We start from the raw sequence: 12,857 nt of genomic DNA on the forward strand, positions 1-12,857 counted from the left end.
GCTCCGTCAGCCCTGCCGAGCGGCAAGGTACGCGACCACGGCCCGGACTCGGCGATTGTCCGACGAGGTCGAGGGAAGCTCGAGCTTGGTGAAGACGTGCTGCACATGCGTGTAGACCGTATGCAGGCTCACACTGAGGCGCTCTGCGATCCCCCGGTCGGAGAGTCCCTCGGCCATGAGCCGCAGGACCGCGCGCTCCCGATCGGTGAGGACCGCCAAGGACGAATCCGCGGTGACCATGTGCGCAACGAGGACGGGGTCGACGAACGTGCCCCCGGCCGCGATGCGGGACATCGCGGTCTCGAGGACATCCGGCCGCAGCACGTTGTCCTTCAGGAGATATCCGACACCTCCCGGCGCGTGTGCAAGCAGCAGGGCGGCGTACGAGCCCACCACGTACTGCGAGAGCACCAGCACGCCGATGCCGGGGTGGCGGGAGCGGATGCCGGCGGCCAGCCGCAGGCCTTCGTCCGTGTACGTCGGCGGCATCTTGATGTCGACCAGCACCACGTCGGGTGTGCTGGCTCGAACCAGGGCCGGCACCGCTGTCGGATTCTCGGCGACGCCGACGACCTCGTGTCCTCGGGCCGCGAGCAGCGCGATCAGTCCCTCGCGCACGAGGAGACTGTCGTCGACCACCATCAGGCGCATGGCACCTCCAAGGTCACGACGGTGCCGTGGTCACGCCGGCTGTCGATGGTGAGCGTGCCGTCGACCGACGCCAGCCGGTCCCGTACGCCGACCAGTCCCGAACCGTCCCCGTCGGCTCCGCCGGCGCCGTCGTCGCTCACTTCGATCACGATCCGGTCGTCGCGGTCGATCACGGAGACGCGGACCAGGGTCGGCGCCGCATGCTTGAGGGCATTCGTGATCGCCTCGCTCGCGGAGAAGTACGCGGCGGCCTCGATTTCCGGCGAGCACCGGCGAACCGGGCCGTGCGCCTCCAGCACGACACGGGCGCCGAGGCGCGCGGCAAGGGCGTCGAGAGCGGCCACGAGCCCCAGATCGGTCAGGACCGCGGGATGGATTCCCGCTGCGAGCTCGCGCATCTCGGTGAGGGCGCTCGTCAGCTCACCCTCGGCCGCATCGAACAGGCTCGCGTCGCCGGGTCTCTGTCGCAGCAACTGCAGGGCGATGCCGATGGCCAGCAGCCGCTGCTGCGCGCCGTCGTGCAGGTCCCGCTCGAGCCGGGCCCGCGCTTCGTTCGTGGCGTTCACGATCCTGGCGCGCGACTCGCGAACCTCCCGCAACTGGGCGCGCACCTCCGCCTGCAGCCGGGCGTTCTCGAGCATGAGTCGTGTCGCGGAGCCCGCCGCGGTGAGGAGTGCCGGCTCCTCGTCGAGGGAACGGTCGTGGCGGATCAACGCCATCGGCATCTCTGGCTCGCCGACCGCCGTGACGGTCGTACGGTCGTCGGGCTCGGGCCGGGGCACCGGCCTGCCCCGGGAATCCGCGAAGCCGTCTCCGACCGGGAATGCGACCGTGAGGGTCGGGTCGCCCAGGGCGATGGCCAGGGATCGCTCCAGGTCCGCACCGGCGCCTCCCGCCAGTTTCACGACGAGCTCACCGATTCGGCGGTACGCGAGCCGTTCGCGGAGCAGGGCGACGAGGAAGGACAGCGGCACGGCCACGAGCGCCACGACCTGGAGGGCGATCAGGGTCGTCATCGAGACGCCCCATGCGCTCGTCCCGCGCGGTGCCGCAACCACGGACAGCACGGCGTACAGGGCCGCCGCCACCGCGATCGACGCATACGGCAGGCGGAGGAGTCGCCGCTCCCGACGACCGGCGCGGCGGTAGCGACCCCACAGCAGGATCAGGAGACACGCGCACAGGCCGACCCACGCGGCGCCGATGACCAGTGACACCGCCCGATGGACCGACTCGGGAACGACGACGTGGAGGTACGAGCGTGCGCACGCATCGCACGTGCGAGCGCTGACGTGCGCGAACGTCCACCACACGGCCTCGACTCCCGCAACGGCGTAGGCGGCGACCACCACGCGCCGCCCGAACGGGTCGAGGAGTCGCCCCGTCGGGTAGGACGCGCCCAGATGGACGGCGAGGGCGGTCTGCAGGGGGATCAAGGTCGCGGTCAGCGTCACCAGCAGGCGTGGCATCGGGTCGCTGCCCAGAAGCCCGAACGATCCGACGAAGTCGGCCGCCAGGACGAGGGACAGTGCCAGGATGCGGCGAGCCAGCAATCCGCGGCGCAACCACATCGCGACGACGCCGACGGCGATCCAGGCGACCGCGAAGAGCGCCTCCCGCAGCACCGATCCCGGTGGAGCGAGGTAGGGGACCGTTGCGAGCACCCAGGCGTCGACGACGAGCACGACGGCCGTGGCGCCGAGCAGGATGAGCGAGGCCCGGTCGAGAGGTGGCCGTGCGAGGCGGTCGGCGAACGAGGTCATGCCAGCATCTCGGCGAGCCGCGCGACGGTCAGCTCGTCCTTCTGCAGGAAGCCGCGCACCGGCGCGTCGTGCAGGCGTGCGCCCAGTCCGCCGTCGGGGTAGCTGGAGATCAGCACCACCTCGGGCGGGCGCGGAAGTGCGGCGAGCCGCTCCGCGACGTCGGCCCCGTTCCCATCGGGCAGCAGCACGTCGAGCAGCACCACGTCGGGTTGGAGTTCACGCGCCGAGGCGACCGCCGCGGCAGCCGAGCCGGCCTCGCCCACGACGTCGTAGCCGCCGCTCTCCAGCAGGAGCCGGGCCATCGCGCGGAACCCCCCGTGGTCGTCGACGAGCAGCACGGTGCGGACCATGCCTGATTGTGGCACCGTGCGGCCCGCGCGGCGAGGAATGGTCGACGGAATCACTGGTTTCAGGGAGGCCGGCCCGCATCACGGGAGAGGACGCTGGGAGGACCAGAGAAAGGGAGCTCATCATGGCCTTCGGACTGCAGACTCGGCGTACGACGTGTGCGGTGCTCGCGCTCGCGATGGCAGCGTGGTCCACGATTGCGTTCGATCCGAACCCCGCGATCGCCGTGGATGCCGACTGCGGCGTGCACGTCCTGCCGAGCCTCGACACGAGCGGTGCTTCTCCGCACGGGGAGCTGTTGGCGATGACCGCCGACGGCATCTACGTGGGTGCATCGGACGATGCTGCAGGCAGGCAGCACGCGACGTACTGGATCGGCGGCGTGGCTCATCGGGTTCCGATCGACCTCGTGGACAGCGGCCTGCTCGACGTCAACGACAGTCACGTGGCAGTCGGGGACGGCTTCGACCCCACGCTCGACCGCTGGCGGGGCTTCGTCTTCGATATCGACAGCGGTGTCGTCACGTGGCTGCCGGGCATCGGCGGATACTGGGCCAGCGCGCGACGCATCAACGAACACGGCGTCGCGGTCGGGGACGGCGGAAGCCCGAACGGCACGGCGCACCCGCTGCGATGGGATGCGCCGTACACCAGCGCCCAACGCCTGCCGAAGGTGGGCGGCGACGGCGGGCACTCCGGCGCTTGGGCCGTGGGCATCAACGACCACGGCGACATCGTCGGCTCGACGGTTCGCGGCCGCCTCACGCCCGACCGGCGGGACTACGGCGGCGTGCCCGCGCAGGAGCACTGGGGCGACCTCGACGCGATCGCCTGGCAGCCGGGGCCGGCGGGTCTCGAGGAAGCCGGTCCTGCATCCCACACCTGGGCGGTCAACAACGACGGACGCTCGGTCGGATTCGCCGACGTCGACGAACTGCAGACGACGGTCGCGGCCTACTGGTCGCTCGATGACGGTCGGCTGCACCTCATGGGCTCGGTCGTCCCGGGAATGGCGCAGTCGTACGCCCTCGGTGTGTCAGCGGGCGGGTGGGCAACGGGTGCCGTCGAGACGATCGGCATCGACGAAGCGGATCGCCATGCCTTCGTCTGGACCGGCTCGGGCGATCTGCTGATGCTGCCCGGCCTCGCGGGCGCCTGGACGGACAACACCTCCAACGCCCACGGTGTGGACGACGCGCGAGACGAGGTCGTCGGCATGCTGACCGTCGACGGCATCAGTCGGCCGACCGTCTGGCGTTGCGCCTCGGAGCTCGGCGTCGCCGCCGGTGACGCATCATGAGGCGCGCGAGCGACGCCGGTCGCATCCACGCTCGGACTCGCGGACGCACCCACGGCCCGTGTCCACCGGGGTGAGGGCGACGATCGAAAAAGTCCTGACGAACCGAAGTTCGTCAGGACTCTCGTCGGGCTGACAGGATTTGAACCTGCGACCCCTTGACCCCCAGTCAAGTGCGCTACCAAGCTGCGCCACAGCCCGATGTCATCCGCTCTCGCGAAGACAACTTGACCATCATAGCGGCATCCGCGGTGGTGCTCGTGCACATGCAGCACCCCTCGGACCCGATCGGCGCCGCGCTGCGCCGACCCGCCGAGACCGCGCTCGGAACACCGGCAGCGCAGGCGCGATCCACGACGAATGCACTGCCGATTGATACCCGTGTCATAGACCGCGTTCCTACGCTCGCCTCACCGAACACTCCAGGAGGAACCGTGTCGAACATCTCCCCGCGCCGCCCGGCGTTGAACATCCCGCTGCTCGCCCTGTGGGCGGCCTCGATCGGGGTGGCCGTGCTGGGCTCCATGCTGCTGCAGCACGGCAACGCCGAACTCGCCGCGTTCTACACGGCCGGCGGCTCGGACTACCAGCAGTTCCTCGGACTGCAATCGCAGGGCACGATCGGCGGGATGCTGCTGACGGCCGGCGTCGTCGGCGGGTTCATCGCACTCGCGACCCACGCGCGCAATCGCGCCGCCAGGCTCGTCGCGGCGAGTGCGATCGACGATGCCGCGAGCGAGGCCGACCGGATGGACGACGTGCTGTACATCGAGGACATCGACGACGTCGATGACACGACGGATGCCGCGACGCGGCCTGAGGCGCCCGCCGCTGCCTCCACGGCCGACGCACCCGTCCCGGCCGCCGACGCCGCGCCCGCGCCCCTCGAGCCCACCTCCGTGCGCGGCTGACCGCCGTCGCAACCCGGGCGGGCGCGAGCGCGGCATCCGTGGCCGCCCTCCCGCCCGCCCTAGGCTGGCGCCATGGCGATGAAGAAGCCCGGCCCGGTGCTCCGGTGGTTCGCTCGGGCCCCGTACGTCGCCTACCGTGCGCGCCTCGGCTGGCTGTTCGGGTCCCGATTCCTCATGATCACCACCACCGGCCGCAAGACGGGCACGGCGCGGCGCACGATGCTCGAGGTCGCGGCCCTCGACGGCCGCGGCGCGGCATCCGCCGTTCCGACCCTCTGGGTGATCGCCAGCCGCGGCAGGAACACCGACTGGTACCGGAACGCGGTCGCGGGCGGCCCGGTCCAGGTCGACTGGAAGTCGTATCACGCCTCCGTGCGCGCATACCCGCTCGATGCGCGGGAGCGGGTCGACCTGCTCGCCGACTACCGGCGCCACCATCCCAAGGCCGCGGCACTGCTCAGCCGAGGCGTGCTCGGCGAGGAGCTCACCGACGATCCGGAGGCCGTGCGCCGGCTCGCGACCGAATTGCGGGCACTCCGGCTCGAACCCGTCTCCCGCGAAGCCTGACCAAGGGGGTCGCCGGATGTCGGCGGACCCGGGTAGCGTGCCGCCATGGAATCGAAGCCGAGCGAATCCGCGACCCGGCCACCGCTGCGGGTCGTGCCGGCGGGCGAGGCGCCGTTCGCCGACGTCGAGGCGGTGTTCGGCACGCGCGGCGACCCCGCCGGCTGCTGGTGCCAGTGGTACAAGATCCGCGGCGCCGAGTGGAACGCGGCGAGCCGCGACGAGCTGCGCGACCGGCTCGCGGCGCAACTGGCCGAGCCCGGGCCCGGGCCGGGCCTGCTCGCCTACGACGGCGACACGCCCGTGGGGTGGTGCGCCGTCGAGCCGCGCCCCGCACTCGTGCGGCTGCGGTACAGCCCGGTCGGGTCGGCGACGCCCGATCCCGACTTCGACGATGCCTCGGTGTGGTCGGTGTCGTGCTTCGTCGTGCCGCGCGCCTTCCGACGCCGCGGCGTCGGAAGGCAGCTCGCGTCCGCCGCCGTGGAGTATGCACGGGCGAACGGCGCCCGGATCCTCGAGGCGTACGCCGTCGACACGGACGCGCGATCGAAGCCTCCGGCGGCCGAGCTCTTCCCCGGCACGGCCTCGATGTTCGCAGACGTCGGGTTCACCGAGGTCGCGCGCCCCAAGCCGTATCGCGTCGTCATGCAGCACCCCCTGCACCACTGACGCGTCAGCGCCCCACGTGTCGGTGCCCGCTACGCGTCAGCGCGACTCCCACGCCCGCGTCGCCGAACGCAGGTCGCGCACCACCTTGGGCAGGTGCTTCAACTGCGACGCGGCCCGGGCGTCCGCGGCGACCGCGAGCCGTTCGAACGCGGCGGCCGGCGCCCCGTCGTGCGCGGCGTGAGCGGCCATGCGCCGCACGTGCTCCGCGAACAGCACTTCGTCGCGGTGGTCGCCGAGCAGGTCGTGCAGGTCGTCCCCGACCGACGCCAGCGCGTGCGCCCGCCCGTCGAAGAGTTCGAGGGGCTCCTTCGACACCGCCTCGGCCGCGTAACGCAGGCGCCGGCCGGCCTTGCGCACCGCATGCAGGGTCTCCGTGTCGGATGCGTCGTCGAGCCGTTCACTGCGACGCACCGCGTGTCGCGCCTCGAGCTCGAGCAGCGCGCCGAGCACCTGCTTCGCGGGCTGGGCGGCGAGCGCCGTGCGCGGCGGATCGTCGAGGAACACCTGCAGCGCGTCGCGACGGGCGTCGGCGCGTGCCGAGCGTTCCCGCTCGGCCAGGCGGGCGTGCGCCAGGGCGTGCGACGCTCGCTCGGCGTCGATGAGCCGCGCCTGCACCGCTTCGCGCTCCTCCGCGTCGGCGATGACGCCCTCCTCCGCGGCCTCGGCGAGGGCGCGCTCGGCGACCTGGACGCGCACCTCGAGGTCGCGCACCACGCCGAGCTCACGACCGAACGTGCGGTAGCGGCGGCGCAGCCCCGTGGCGACGGACACGTCGAACAACGGCCCGTACGCGGCGAGCAGGCTGCGCAGCCGTCGCACGTAGGTTCGGAGCTGGTGCACCGCATCGGGCTCGTCGGCCAGCACCGCGGGTTCGAGCTGCGACATCCGCTCGCCCACCGCCCGCAGCGCGGTGAGCATCGCCGTGCCCGCGTCGAGCACGTCCACCTCGACGTCGTTGTCGTGCTCGGCCGTGCTGCCCTGTGCCTCGCCGTCGCCCATGGCGCCATCGTATGCGCCGGGGGCGCGGGCGAGTCGGGACCTCGGTCCCCGGCCGATGTCCGCTCGACGCATCACAGCGCGAACCGGCGTTCGTCGCCCGCGCGGATCTCCACCTCGTCGCCGTCGACGACTACCCGGATGGGCGCCGCATCCCCCTCGGCCGAATCGATCCGCAGCTCGTGCTGCGAGAGCCGGACGCTGAGCGCCTGGTCGCGGTACACGAGATGGAACTTGATCGCCTCGATCTCGGCGGGCATGCCGGGGTGGAACCAGAGCCGATCCTCGCGCATCTCGATGCCGGCGTAGCAGCGGGTCACCATGTCGACCGACCCCGCCATCGCGGCGATGTGCACCCCCTGCCGCGTCGTGCCGCCCTGGATGTCGGAGAGGTCGCTCGACAGGGTGCGCTGCAGGAACTCCCACGATCGCTCACGATCGCGCCGCGCCTCGAGCCACGAGTGCACGACGTTCGAGAGCGTCGACCCGTACGTGGAGGTGGTCGAGTAGCGCTCGACGGTGCGCACGATCGCCTCGGGGGGCAGCTCGTAGCCCATCTCCCCGAGCAACTCGCGCAGCTCCTCGGCCGAGAGCAGGTAGAGCAGCATGAGCGCGTCGGGCTGCTTCGACACCTGGTAGCGGTTCGAGCTGTCGTGCTCGGCGTTCAGGATGAGGTCGAGCCGCCCGATCCAGCCGTAGCGGCGCCGGTAGGCGTCGAGGTCGATCGGCTCCAGCTCCTGGTACCCGTCGAACTGCGAGAGCGACCCGTCGTCGTTGAACACGACCGTGAGGCGGGCGGCGATCCGGGCCCAGGCCTCCGGCTCCCCCGGCGCGATCTCGAGGCGCCGCCACGCGAGCCGGCCCGGATGCCGCTGCAGCACGTCGACCGTCGCGATCGCGCGCCGCAGCACCCACGCCGTCATGACGTTGGTGTACACGTTGTCCTTCACGCCCTCGCCCGGCCGCTCGGGATACCCGTCGTGGAACTCGTCGGGACCCATGACGTGATCGATCGAGTAGCGGTCGCGCTCCGGGTCGTAGACGGCGAGCGAGGCGAAGAAGCGTGCGACGGCGACGATGAGGTCGGCGCCGTCGTGCAGCAGGAACTGGAGGTCGCCGGTGGACTCGTAGTACTGCCACGCGCTGTACGCGACGCCGAGGCCCACGTGCCGCTGCAGGTGCGAGTGGTCGGGCATCCAGTCCTCCGTCAGCGGGTTGAACAGCCGACGGGGCGTGACGTCGTCGCCCGCGATCCCGCTCTGCCAGGGAAACATCGCGCCCGCATGTCCGGCGCGCGCCGCGGCGGCCGTCGCGGCGCCGAGACGCCGGTGTCGATACGCGAGCAGCGCGGGGGTGAGCCGCGGACGCCGCAGCGTGATGAACGGGTAGACGAACACCTCGTCCCAGAAGACGTGGCCGTCGTACGCCTCGCCGTGCAGGCCCCGCGCGGGGATGCCGGCGTCGAGGTCGGCGTCGACGGCGTTGAGCGTCTGCAGCACGTGGAAGGCGTTGAAGTGCAGCGCGAGCGCATGGTCGCCCGAGGGGTGCAACTCGACCGCGAACTCCGCCCACAGCCGCTCCCAGGCGAGCTCGTGCTCGCGGAGCAGCTCGGCGAACGTCGGGGCGGCGGCCAGGCGGTCGGTCGCGTCATCCGCCGCCGAGAGCACCGCACGGTCTCGTGACGTGCCGACCGAGACGACCTTCTCGACCTCGATGGGCACGCCCGCGGCGGCCTCGACGGTGAACTCGTGCGCGACGGCGCCGTCCTCGTGCGAGAGGAACTCGCGTCGGGACGACACCACGGAGTCGCCGACCGCGACCCTCGTGCGCGCCGCCACGGCGATGCGGATCGCGGAGCGCTCGGTCTCCGCCTCGAGCAGCACCGCGTCGGGCGCGAGCTCGCGCAGCTCGACGGGTCGCAGGTGACGGTGCGTGCGCGGCTGGTGATCGGGCACGTTCGAGTTGGACACACGGCCGTCGATGCCGGAGCGCACGGTGACCGGTCCCGACCAGTCGACGGGCACGATCGACACCCGCATCGCGGCGACGTGCGGGTCCGCCTGCGAGAGGAAGCGGTCACTGCGCACCGCCGTCACGCGCCCCGTGTCGTCGCGGAAGGTCAGGCTCCGCCTGAGGATGCCGTGCCGCACGTCGAGCTCCTGACGGAAGGCGAGCAGCTCCGAGTCATCCAGTGCGTCGAGGCGGAACCAGTCGCCGCCGTCGAGACGGAACTGCACCGGCAGCCAGTTCGGCGCGTTGACCATCTCCTCGTCGGGAACTCTCACGTCGCCGACGGTCGACGTGACGACGTCGTACACCCCGGCGAAGTAGGTCCCCGGGTAGTGCACGCCGTCGGCCCAGCATTCCTCGGCCGCGCCGCGCGTGCCCCAGTAGCCGTTCGCGAGCGCGCAGAGCGCCTCCCTCGTGCCCTCGTCGGAAGGCACGTAGTCGTCGAATGCCAGCACCCAGGTGTCGGCGTCGCCCGGTGCGTGGTCGGGATGCGGCACGCTGCAGAGTCGTTCACCGAGCGCGGGCGGCAGTGCCATGCCCCCACGGTACGCCGCGCCGCGCCCCGCGTGCCGCAAGCGCACGCCGATGGGCCGGACGAATCGGGGCCGTCACGCCTCGGCGACCTCGACGCGCACCCGCTTGATGCGCGAGGACACCCCGCGCAGGATCGTGACCTTCGATCGCGCGACGCCGAAGTGCGCGGCCAGTGCGGCGATGACGCCGGCGTTCGCGGCACCGTCGACCGCCCGCTCGCGCACGTACACGGTGACGGATGCCGCGGGGTCGCCCGGCGTCTCCTCGACGCGCGGTCCCGCGCGGCTGCCCGGCTTCACCCGCACGGTCAGCTCCATCGCCCTGCTCCTCCAGAGCCCTTCCGCCGCACGGTCAGTCCCGGGGCTCGCAGATTACGAGCGGGATCCGCCGGGACGTGCGGCGCTGGTACCCCGCGTAGCCCCGGTACGCGGCGGTGATCAGCGGCCAGAGCTCGGCTCGTTCCGCCTCGTCGGCGGTGCGCGCGGTCATGCGGCGGGCGACCCCGTGCACGGTGAGTTCCACCGAGGGGTCGGCGACGAGGTTGCGATACCAGTCGGGATCCCGGTCGTCGCCGCCCTTCGAGGCGACGAGCACGACGCGGTCACCGTCGATGACCGGCGACGAGAGCACCACCTCGCGGGGCCGGCCGCTGCGTCGTCCGGTGGTGCGCAGCAGCACGACGGGCATGCCCGCGATGCCCGCGCCGAGGTGCCAGCGACTGAGCCGCAGGAGCCCCGCGTGCACGGAGGAGGCGGCGCGGAACCAGACGTCCGCGAACGGTCCGCGTCGGGTCATCGCCCAGCCTCCCGATCGTGGGATGCCGGCGCCGCGGGTGCGGTCACGGGCATCCCCGGTGCCACCTCGAGCTACCGCGCCCGGCGCTCGCGCACCCGCATGTTGATCACGATGGGCGAGCCCTCGAAGCCGTAGATCTCGCGCAGGCGGCGCTGGATGAAGCGGCGGTACCCCGGGTCGAGGAATCCGGTCGTGAACAGCACGAAGGTGGGCGGACGGCTCGCTGCCTGCGTGCCGAACAGGATGCGGGGCTGCTTGCCGCCGCGCACCGGGTGGGGGTGCTCCTGCGTGAGCTCGGTGAGGAAGGCGTTGAACTTGCCCGTGGGGATGCGGAGGTCCCACGATTCGAGCGCGGTCTCGAGGGCGGGCACGAGCTTCTCGAGGTGACGCCCGGTCTTCGCCGAGATGTTCACGCGCGGCGCCCACTGCACGTGGTGCAGGTCCTGCTCGATCTCGCGCTCGAGGTAGCGGCGACGCTCGTCGTCGAGGAGGTCCCACTTGTTGTACGCGAGCACGAGCGCGCGGCCCGACTCGAGCACGAGGTCGATGATGCGCACGTCCTGCTCGGAGATGGGCTGCGAGACATCCAGCAGCACCACCGCGACCTCGGCCTTCTCGAGGGCCGCCTGGGTGCGCAGCGACGCGTAGAAGTCGGCGCCCTGCTGCAGGTGCACGCGACGACGGATGCCGGCGGTGTCGACGAAGCGCCAGATCTTGCCACCGAGTTCGATCTGCTCGTCGACGGGGTCGCGGGTGGTGCCGGCGAGCTCGTTCACGACGACGCGCTCCTCGCGGGCGGCCTTGTTGAGCAGGCTCGACTTGCCCACGTTCGGGCGGCCGAGGATCGCGACGCGGCGGGGGCCGCCGAACTCGTCCTTGGCCACGGCGGAGACCTGCGGGAGGACCTTGAAGACCGCCTCGAGCATGTCGGCGACGCCGCGACCGTGCAGCGCCGAGACGGGGTAGGGCTCGCCGAGGCCGAGGTTCCACAGGGCCGCGGCCTCGGGCTCCTGGCGGGCGTCGTCGACCTTGTTCGCCACGAGGAACACGGGCTTGTTCGCGTTGCGGAGCATGCGCACCACGCGCTCGTCGGTGGCGGTCGCGCCGACCATCGCGTCGACGACGAACAGCACGACGTCGCTGAGGTCGATCGCGACCTCGGCCTGGGCGGCGACGGAGGCGTCGATGCCCTTCGCGTCGGGCTCCCAGCCGCCGGTGTCGACGAGCGTGAAGCGCCGGTCGAGGTACTCGCCCTTGTACGACACGCGGTCGCGCGTGACGCCGGGGGTGTCCTCGACGACGGCCTCGCGTCGGCCGAGGATGCGGTTGACGAGCGCGGACTTGCCCACGTTCGGGCGCCCGACGATGGCGATGACCGGCAGCGCCGGCAGGTACCGGATGCCCTCCTCGCCCTCCTCCGAGAGCTCGAGCAGGTCCAGGTCCTCCTCGTCGAGATCGTACGCCTCGAGGCCGGAGCGGAGCGCGGCGGCACGCTGCTCGGCGAGCTCGTCGTCGACGTCGGCCAGTCGCTCGGCGAGGTCGTCGTCGGGTGCGTCGAACTCGTCGTCGCGGTCGGTCATGGGGTCTCCTGCCAAAGTTCACGGGGTCGCGCGCGTGCGCGCAACCCCTCTATTCAACCAGCGTGTGCCTGAGAGTCTCGGATCACGGCGATGACGGCCTCGACCGTCTGGTCGAAGTCGAGCTCGGTCGAGTCGACGGTGGTCACTCCCTCGGCGGCGTTCATGAAGTCGACGACCTTCGAATCGGCGAGGTCCCGGCGGCGCAGCTGCTCCCCCGTCGTCGAGACCGAGTGGCCCACGAGCTCCGCCGAACGGCGCGCGACGCGGGCCTCCTCCGAGGCGGTCAGCAGGATCCGCACGGGCGCGTCGGGGGCGACGACGGTCGTGATGTCCCGGCCCTCGACGACGATCCCGGCGCGCTCCTCGGCGGCCATGATCGCGCGGAACACCTCGATGAGGTGGGTGCGCACCTCGGGGATGCGCGCGACCGCGCTCACGATGGCGGAGATCCCCGGCTCGCGGATCGCCTCCGTCACGTCGACCGATCCGACGCGCACCGCGTAGCCCGCCGGGTCGGTGCCGATGGCGTAGTCGAAGGAGTCGAGGCATGAGACCACGGATGCCGCGTCCTCGGTGTCGACGCCCGACGCCGCCGCGTGCCACGCGAGCGCGCGGTAGGCGGCACCCGTGTCGAGGAAGCCCCAGCCGAGGCGACGGGCGACCTCCTTCGAGACGCTCGACTTGCCGCTGCCGGCGGGTCCGTCGATGGCCACCACGTACGGAAGGACGGGGTTCACGT

The 12,857-nt window shown here is 71.9% G+C and carries 13 protein-coding genes and 1 tRNA gene; 4 read left to right on the top strand and 10 right to left on the bottom strand.

Translation table 11 applies throughout. The annotated features are described in order from the left end of the window. Window positions 1-6 precede the first annotated feature (6 nt). The 3 genes from EDM22_RS07595 to EDM22_RS07605 all read right to left on the bottom strand — a co-directional run bounded on the left by EDM22_RS07595 (window position 7) and on the right by EDM22_RS07605 (window position 2,764). Window positions 7-651 (bottom strand): LuxR C-terminal-related transcriptional regulator, encoded by a 645-nt coding sequence (locus tag EDM22_RS07595; protein WP_122936456.1) that lies wholly within the window; start codon window positions 649-651, stop codon window positions 7-9. Beyond that, entirely contained in the window at window positions 642-2,336 is a 1,695-nt protein-coding gene (locus tag EDM22_RS07600; protein WP_170964056.1) for a sensor histidine kinase, read from the bottom strand. The genes EDM22_RS07595 and EDM22_RS07600 overlap by 10 nt, the downstream gene beginning before the upstream one ends. Window positions 2,337-2,410: 74 nt before the next feature. Next, window positions 2,411-2,764 (bottom strand): response regulator, encoded by a 354-nt coding sequence (locus tag EDM22_RS07605; protein ID WP_122936458.1) that lies wholly within the window; start codon window positions 2,762-2,764, stop codon window positions 2,411-2,413. 122 nt (window positions 2,765-2,886) lie between these two features. Here EDM22_RS07605 and EDM22_RS07610 point away from each other — a divergent pair, with 122 nt between their 5' ends. Beyond that, entirely contained in the window at window positions 2,887-4,062 is a 1,176-nt protein-coding gene (locus EDM22_RS07610; RefSeq protein ID WP_138708044.1) for a hypothetical protein, read from the top strand. 124 nt (window positions 4,063-4,186) lie between these two features. On the opposite strand, the gene EDM22_RS07615 is transcribed toward EDM22_RS07610, so the two are convergent. Beyond that, window positions 4,187-4,260: transfer RNA gene (locus EDM22_RS07615), tRNA-Pro, on the bottom strand. A 233-nt stretch (window positions 4,261-4,493) separates the two neighbouring features. Here EDM22_RS07615 and EDM22_RS07620 point away from each other — a divergent pair. From EDM22_RS07620 to EDM22_RS07630, 3 genes are all read left to right on the top strand, one after another. Further along, on the top strand, window positions 4,494-4,970 hold the full coding sequence (locus tag EDM22_RS07620) for a hypothetical protein (RefSeq protein WP_122936460.1): 477 nt from the start codon (window positions 4,494-4,496) through the stop codon (window positions 4,968-4,970). A 72-nt stretch (window positions 4,971-5,042) separates the two neighbouring features. Next, window positions 5,043-5,537, top strand: a complete 495-nt coding sequence (locus EDM22_RS07625; RefSeq protein ID WP_122936461.1) for a nitroreductase family deazaflavin-dependent oxidoreductase — start codon at window positions 5,043-5,045, stop codon at window positions 5,535-5,537. 45 nt (window positions 5,538-5,582) lie between these two features. Continuing rightward, window positions 5,583-6,203, top strand: coding sequence for a GNAT family N-acetyltransferase (locus EDM22_RS07630; RefSeq protein WP_122936462.1), 621 nt, complete (start codon window positions 5,583-5,585; stop codon window positions 6,201-6,203). A 36-nt stretch (window positions 6,204-6,239) separates the two neighbouring features. Here the strand turns inward: EDM22_RS07630 and EDM22_RS07635 are convergent, their stop codons facing one another. From EDM22_RS07635 to cmk, 6 genes are all read right to left on the bottom strand, one after another. Then, window positions 6,240-7,202: a CHAD domain-containing protein gene (locus tag EDM22_RS07635; RefSeq protein ID WP_170964057.1), complete on the bottom strand. Its 963-nt coding sequence runs from the start codon at window positions 7,200-7,202 to the stop codon at window positions 6,240-6,242. Window positions 7,203-7,273: 71 nt separating this feature from the next. Further along, window positions 7,274-9,745, bottom strand: coding sequence for a glycoside hydrolase family 65 protein (locus EDM22_RS07640; RefSeq protein ID WP_122936464.1), 2,472 nt, complete (start codon window positions 9,743-9,745; stop codon window positions 7,274-7,276). Window positions 9,746-9,817: 72 nt separating this feature from the next. Next, window positions 9,818-10,060: a DUF167 domain-containing protein gene (locus EDM22_RS07645; protein WP_122936465.1), complete on the bottom strand. Its 243-nt coding sequence runs from the start codon at window positions 10,058-10,060 to the stop codon at window positions 9,818-9,820. A 34-nt stretch (window positions 10,061-10,094) separates the two neighbouring features. Then, a complete protein-coding gene (locus tag EDM22_RS07650; RefSeq protein WP_122936466.1) occupies window positions 10,095-10,538 on the bottom strand; it encodes a nitroreductase/quinone reductase family protein in 444 nt (147 codons plus the stop codon). A 71-nt stretch (window positions 10,539-10,609) separates the two neighbouring features. Beyond that, entirely contained in the window at window positions 10,610-12,118 is a 1,509-nt protein-coding gene (gene der / locus EDM22_RS07655) for a ribosome biogenesis GTPase Der (RefSeq protein WP_122936467.1), read from the bottom strand. A gap of 53 nt (window positions 12,119-12,171) precedes the next feature. Next, complete coding sequence (gene cmk / locus EDM22_RS07660; RefSeq protein WP_245989265.1) at window positions 12,172-12,855, bottom strand: (d)CMP kinase; 684 nt, start codon at window positions 12,853-12,855, stop codon at window positions 12,172-12,174. Between the last annotated feature and the right edge of the window lie 2 nt (window positions 12,856-12,857).

The sequence above is a fragment of the Agromyces tardus genome (genome assembly GCF_003710805.1).
Taxonomy (GTDB): Bacteria; Actinomycetota; Actinomycetes; order Actinomycetales; family Microbacteriaceae; genus Agromyces; species Agromyces tardus.

What these genes read in the sequence shown, in the direction of transcription:
- EDM22_RS07595 (WP_122936456.1), bottom strand. Translation starts at nt 651, where the DNA reads ATGCGCCTGATGGTGGTCGACGACAGTCTCCTCGTGCGCGAGGGACTG.
- EDM22_RS07605 (WP_122936458.1), bottom strand. Translation starts at nt 2,764, where the DNA reads ATGGTCCGCACCGTGCTGCTCGTCGACGACCACGGGGGGTTCCGCGCG.
- EDM22_RS07610 (WP_138708044.1), top strand. Translation starts at nt 2,887, where the DNA reads ATGGCCTTCGGACTGCAGACTCGGCGTACGACGTGTGCGGTGCTCGCG.
- EDM22_RS07625 (WP_122936461.1), top strand. Translation starts at nt 5,043, where the DNA reads ATGGCGATGAAGAAGCCCGGCCCGGTGCTCCGGTGGTTCGCTCGGGCC.
- EDM22_RS07630 (WP_122936462.1), top strand. Translation starts at nt 5,583, where the DNA reads ATGGAATCGAAGCCGAGCGAATCCGCGACCCGGCCACCGCTGCGGGTC.
- EDM22_RS07635 (WP_170964057.1), bottom strand. Translation starts at nt 7,202, where the DNA reads ATGGGCGACGGCGAGGCACAGGGCAGCACGGCCGAGCACGACAACGAC.
- EDM22_RS07640 (WP_122936464.1), bottom strand. Translation starts at nt 9,745, where the DNA reads ATGGCACTGCCGCCCGCGCTCGGTGAACGACTCTGCAGCGTGCCGCAT.
- EDM22_RS07645 (WP_122936465.1), bottom strand. Translation starts at nt 10,060, where the DNA reads ATGGAGCTGACCGTGCGGGTGAAGCCGGGCAGCCGCGCGGGACCGCGC.
- EDM22_RS07650 (WP_122936466.1), bottom strand. Translation starts at nt 10,538, where the DNA reads ATGACCCGACGCGGACCGTTCGCGGACGTCTGGTTCCGCGCCGCCTCC.
- der (WP_122936467.1), bottom strand. Translation starts at nt 12,118, where the DNA reads ATGACCGACCGCGACGACGAGTTCGACGCACCCGACGACGACCTCGCC.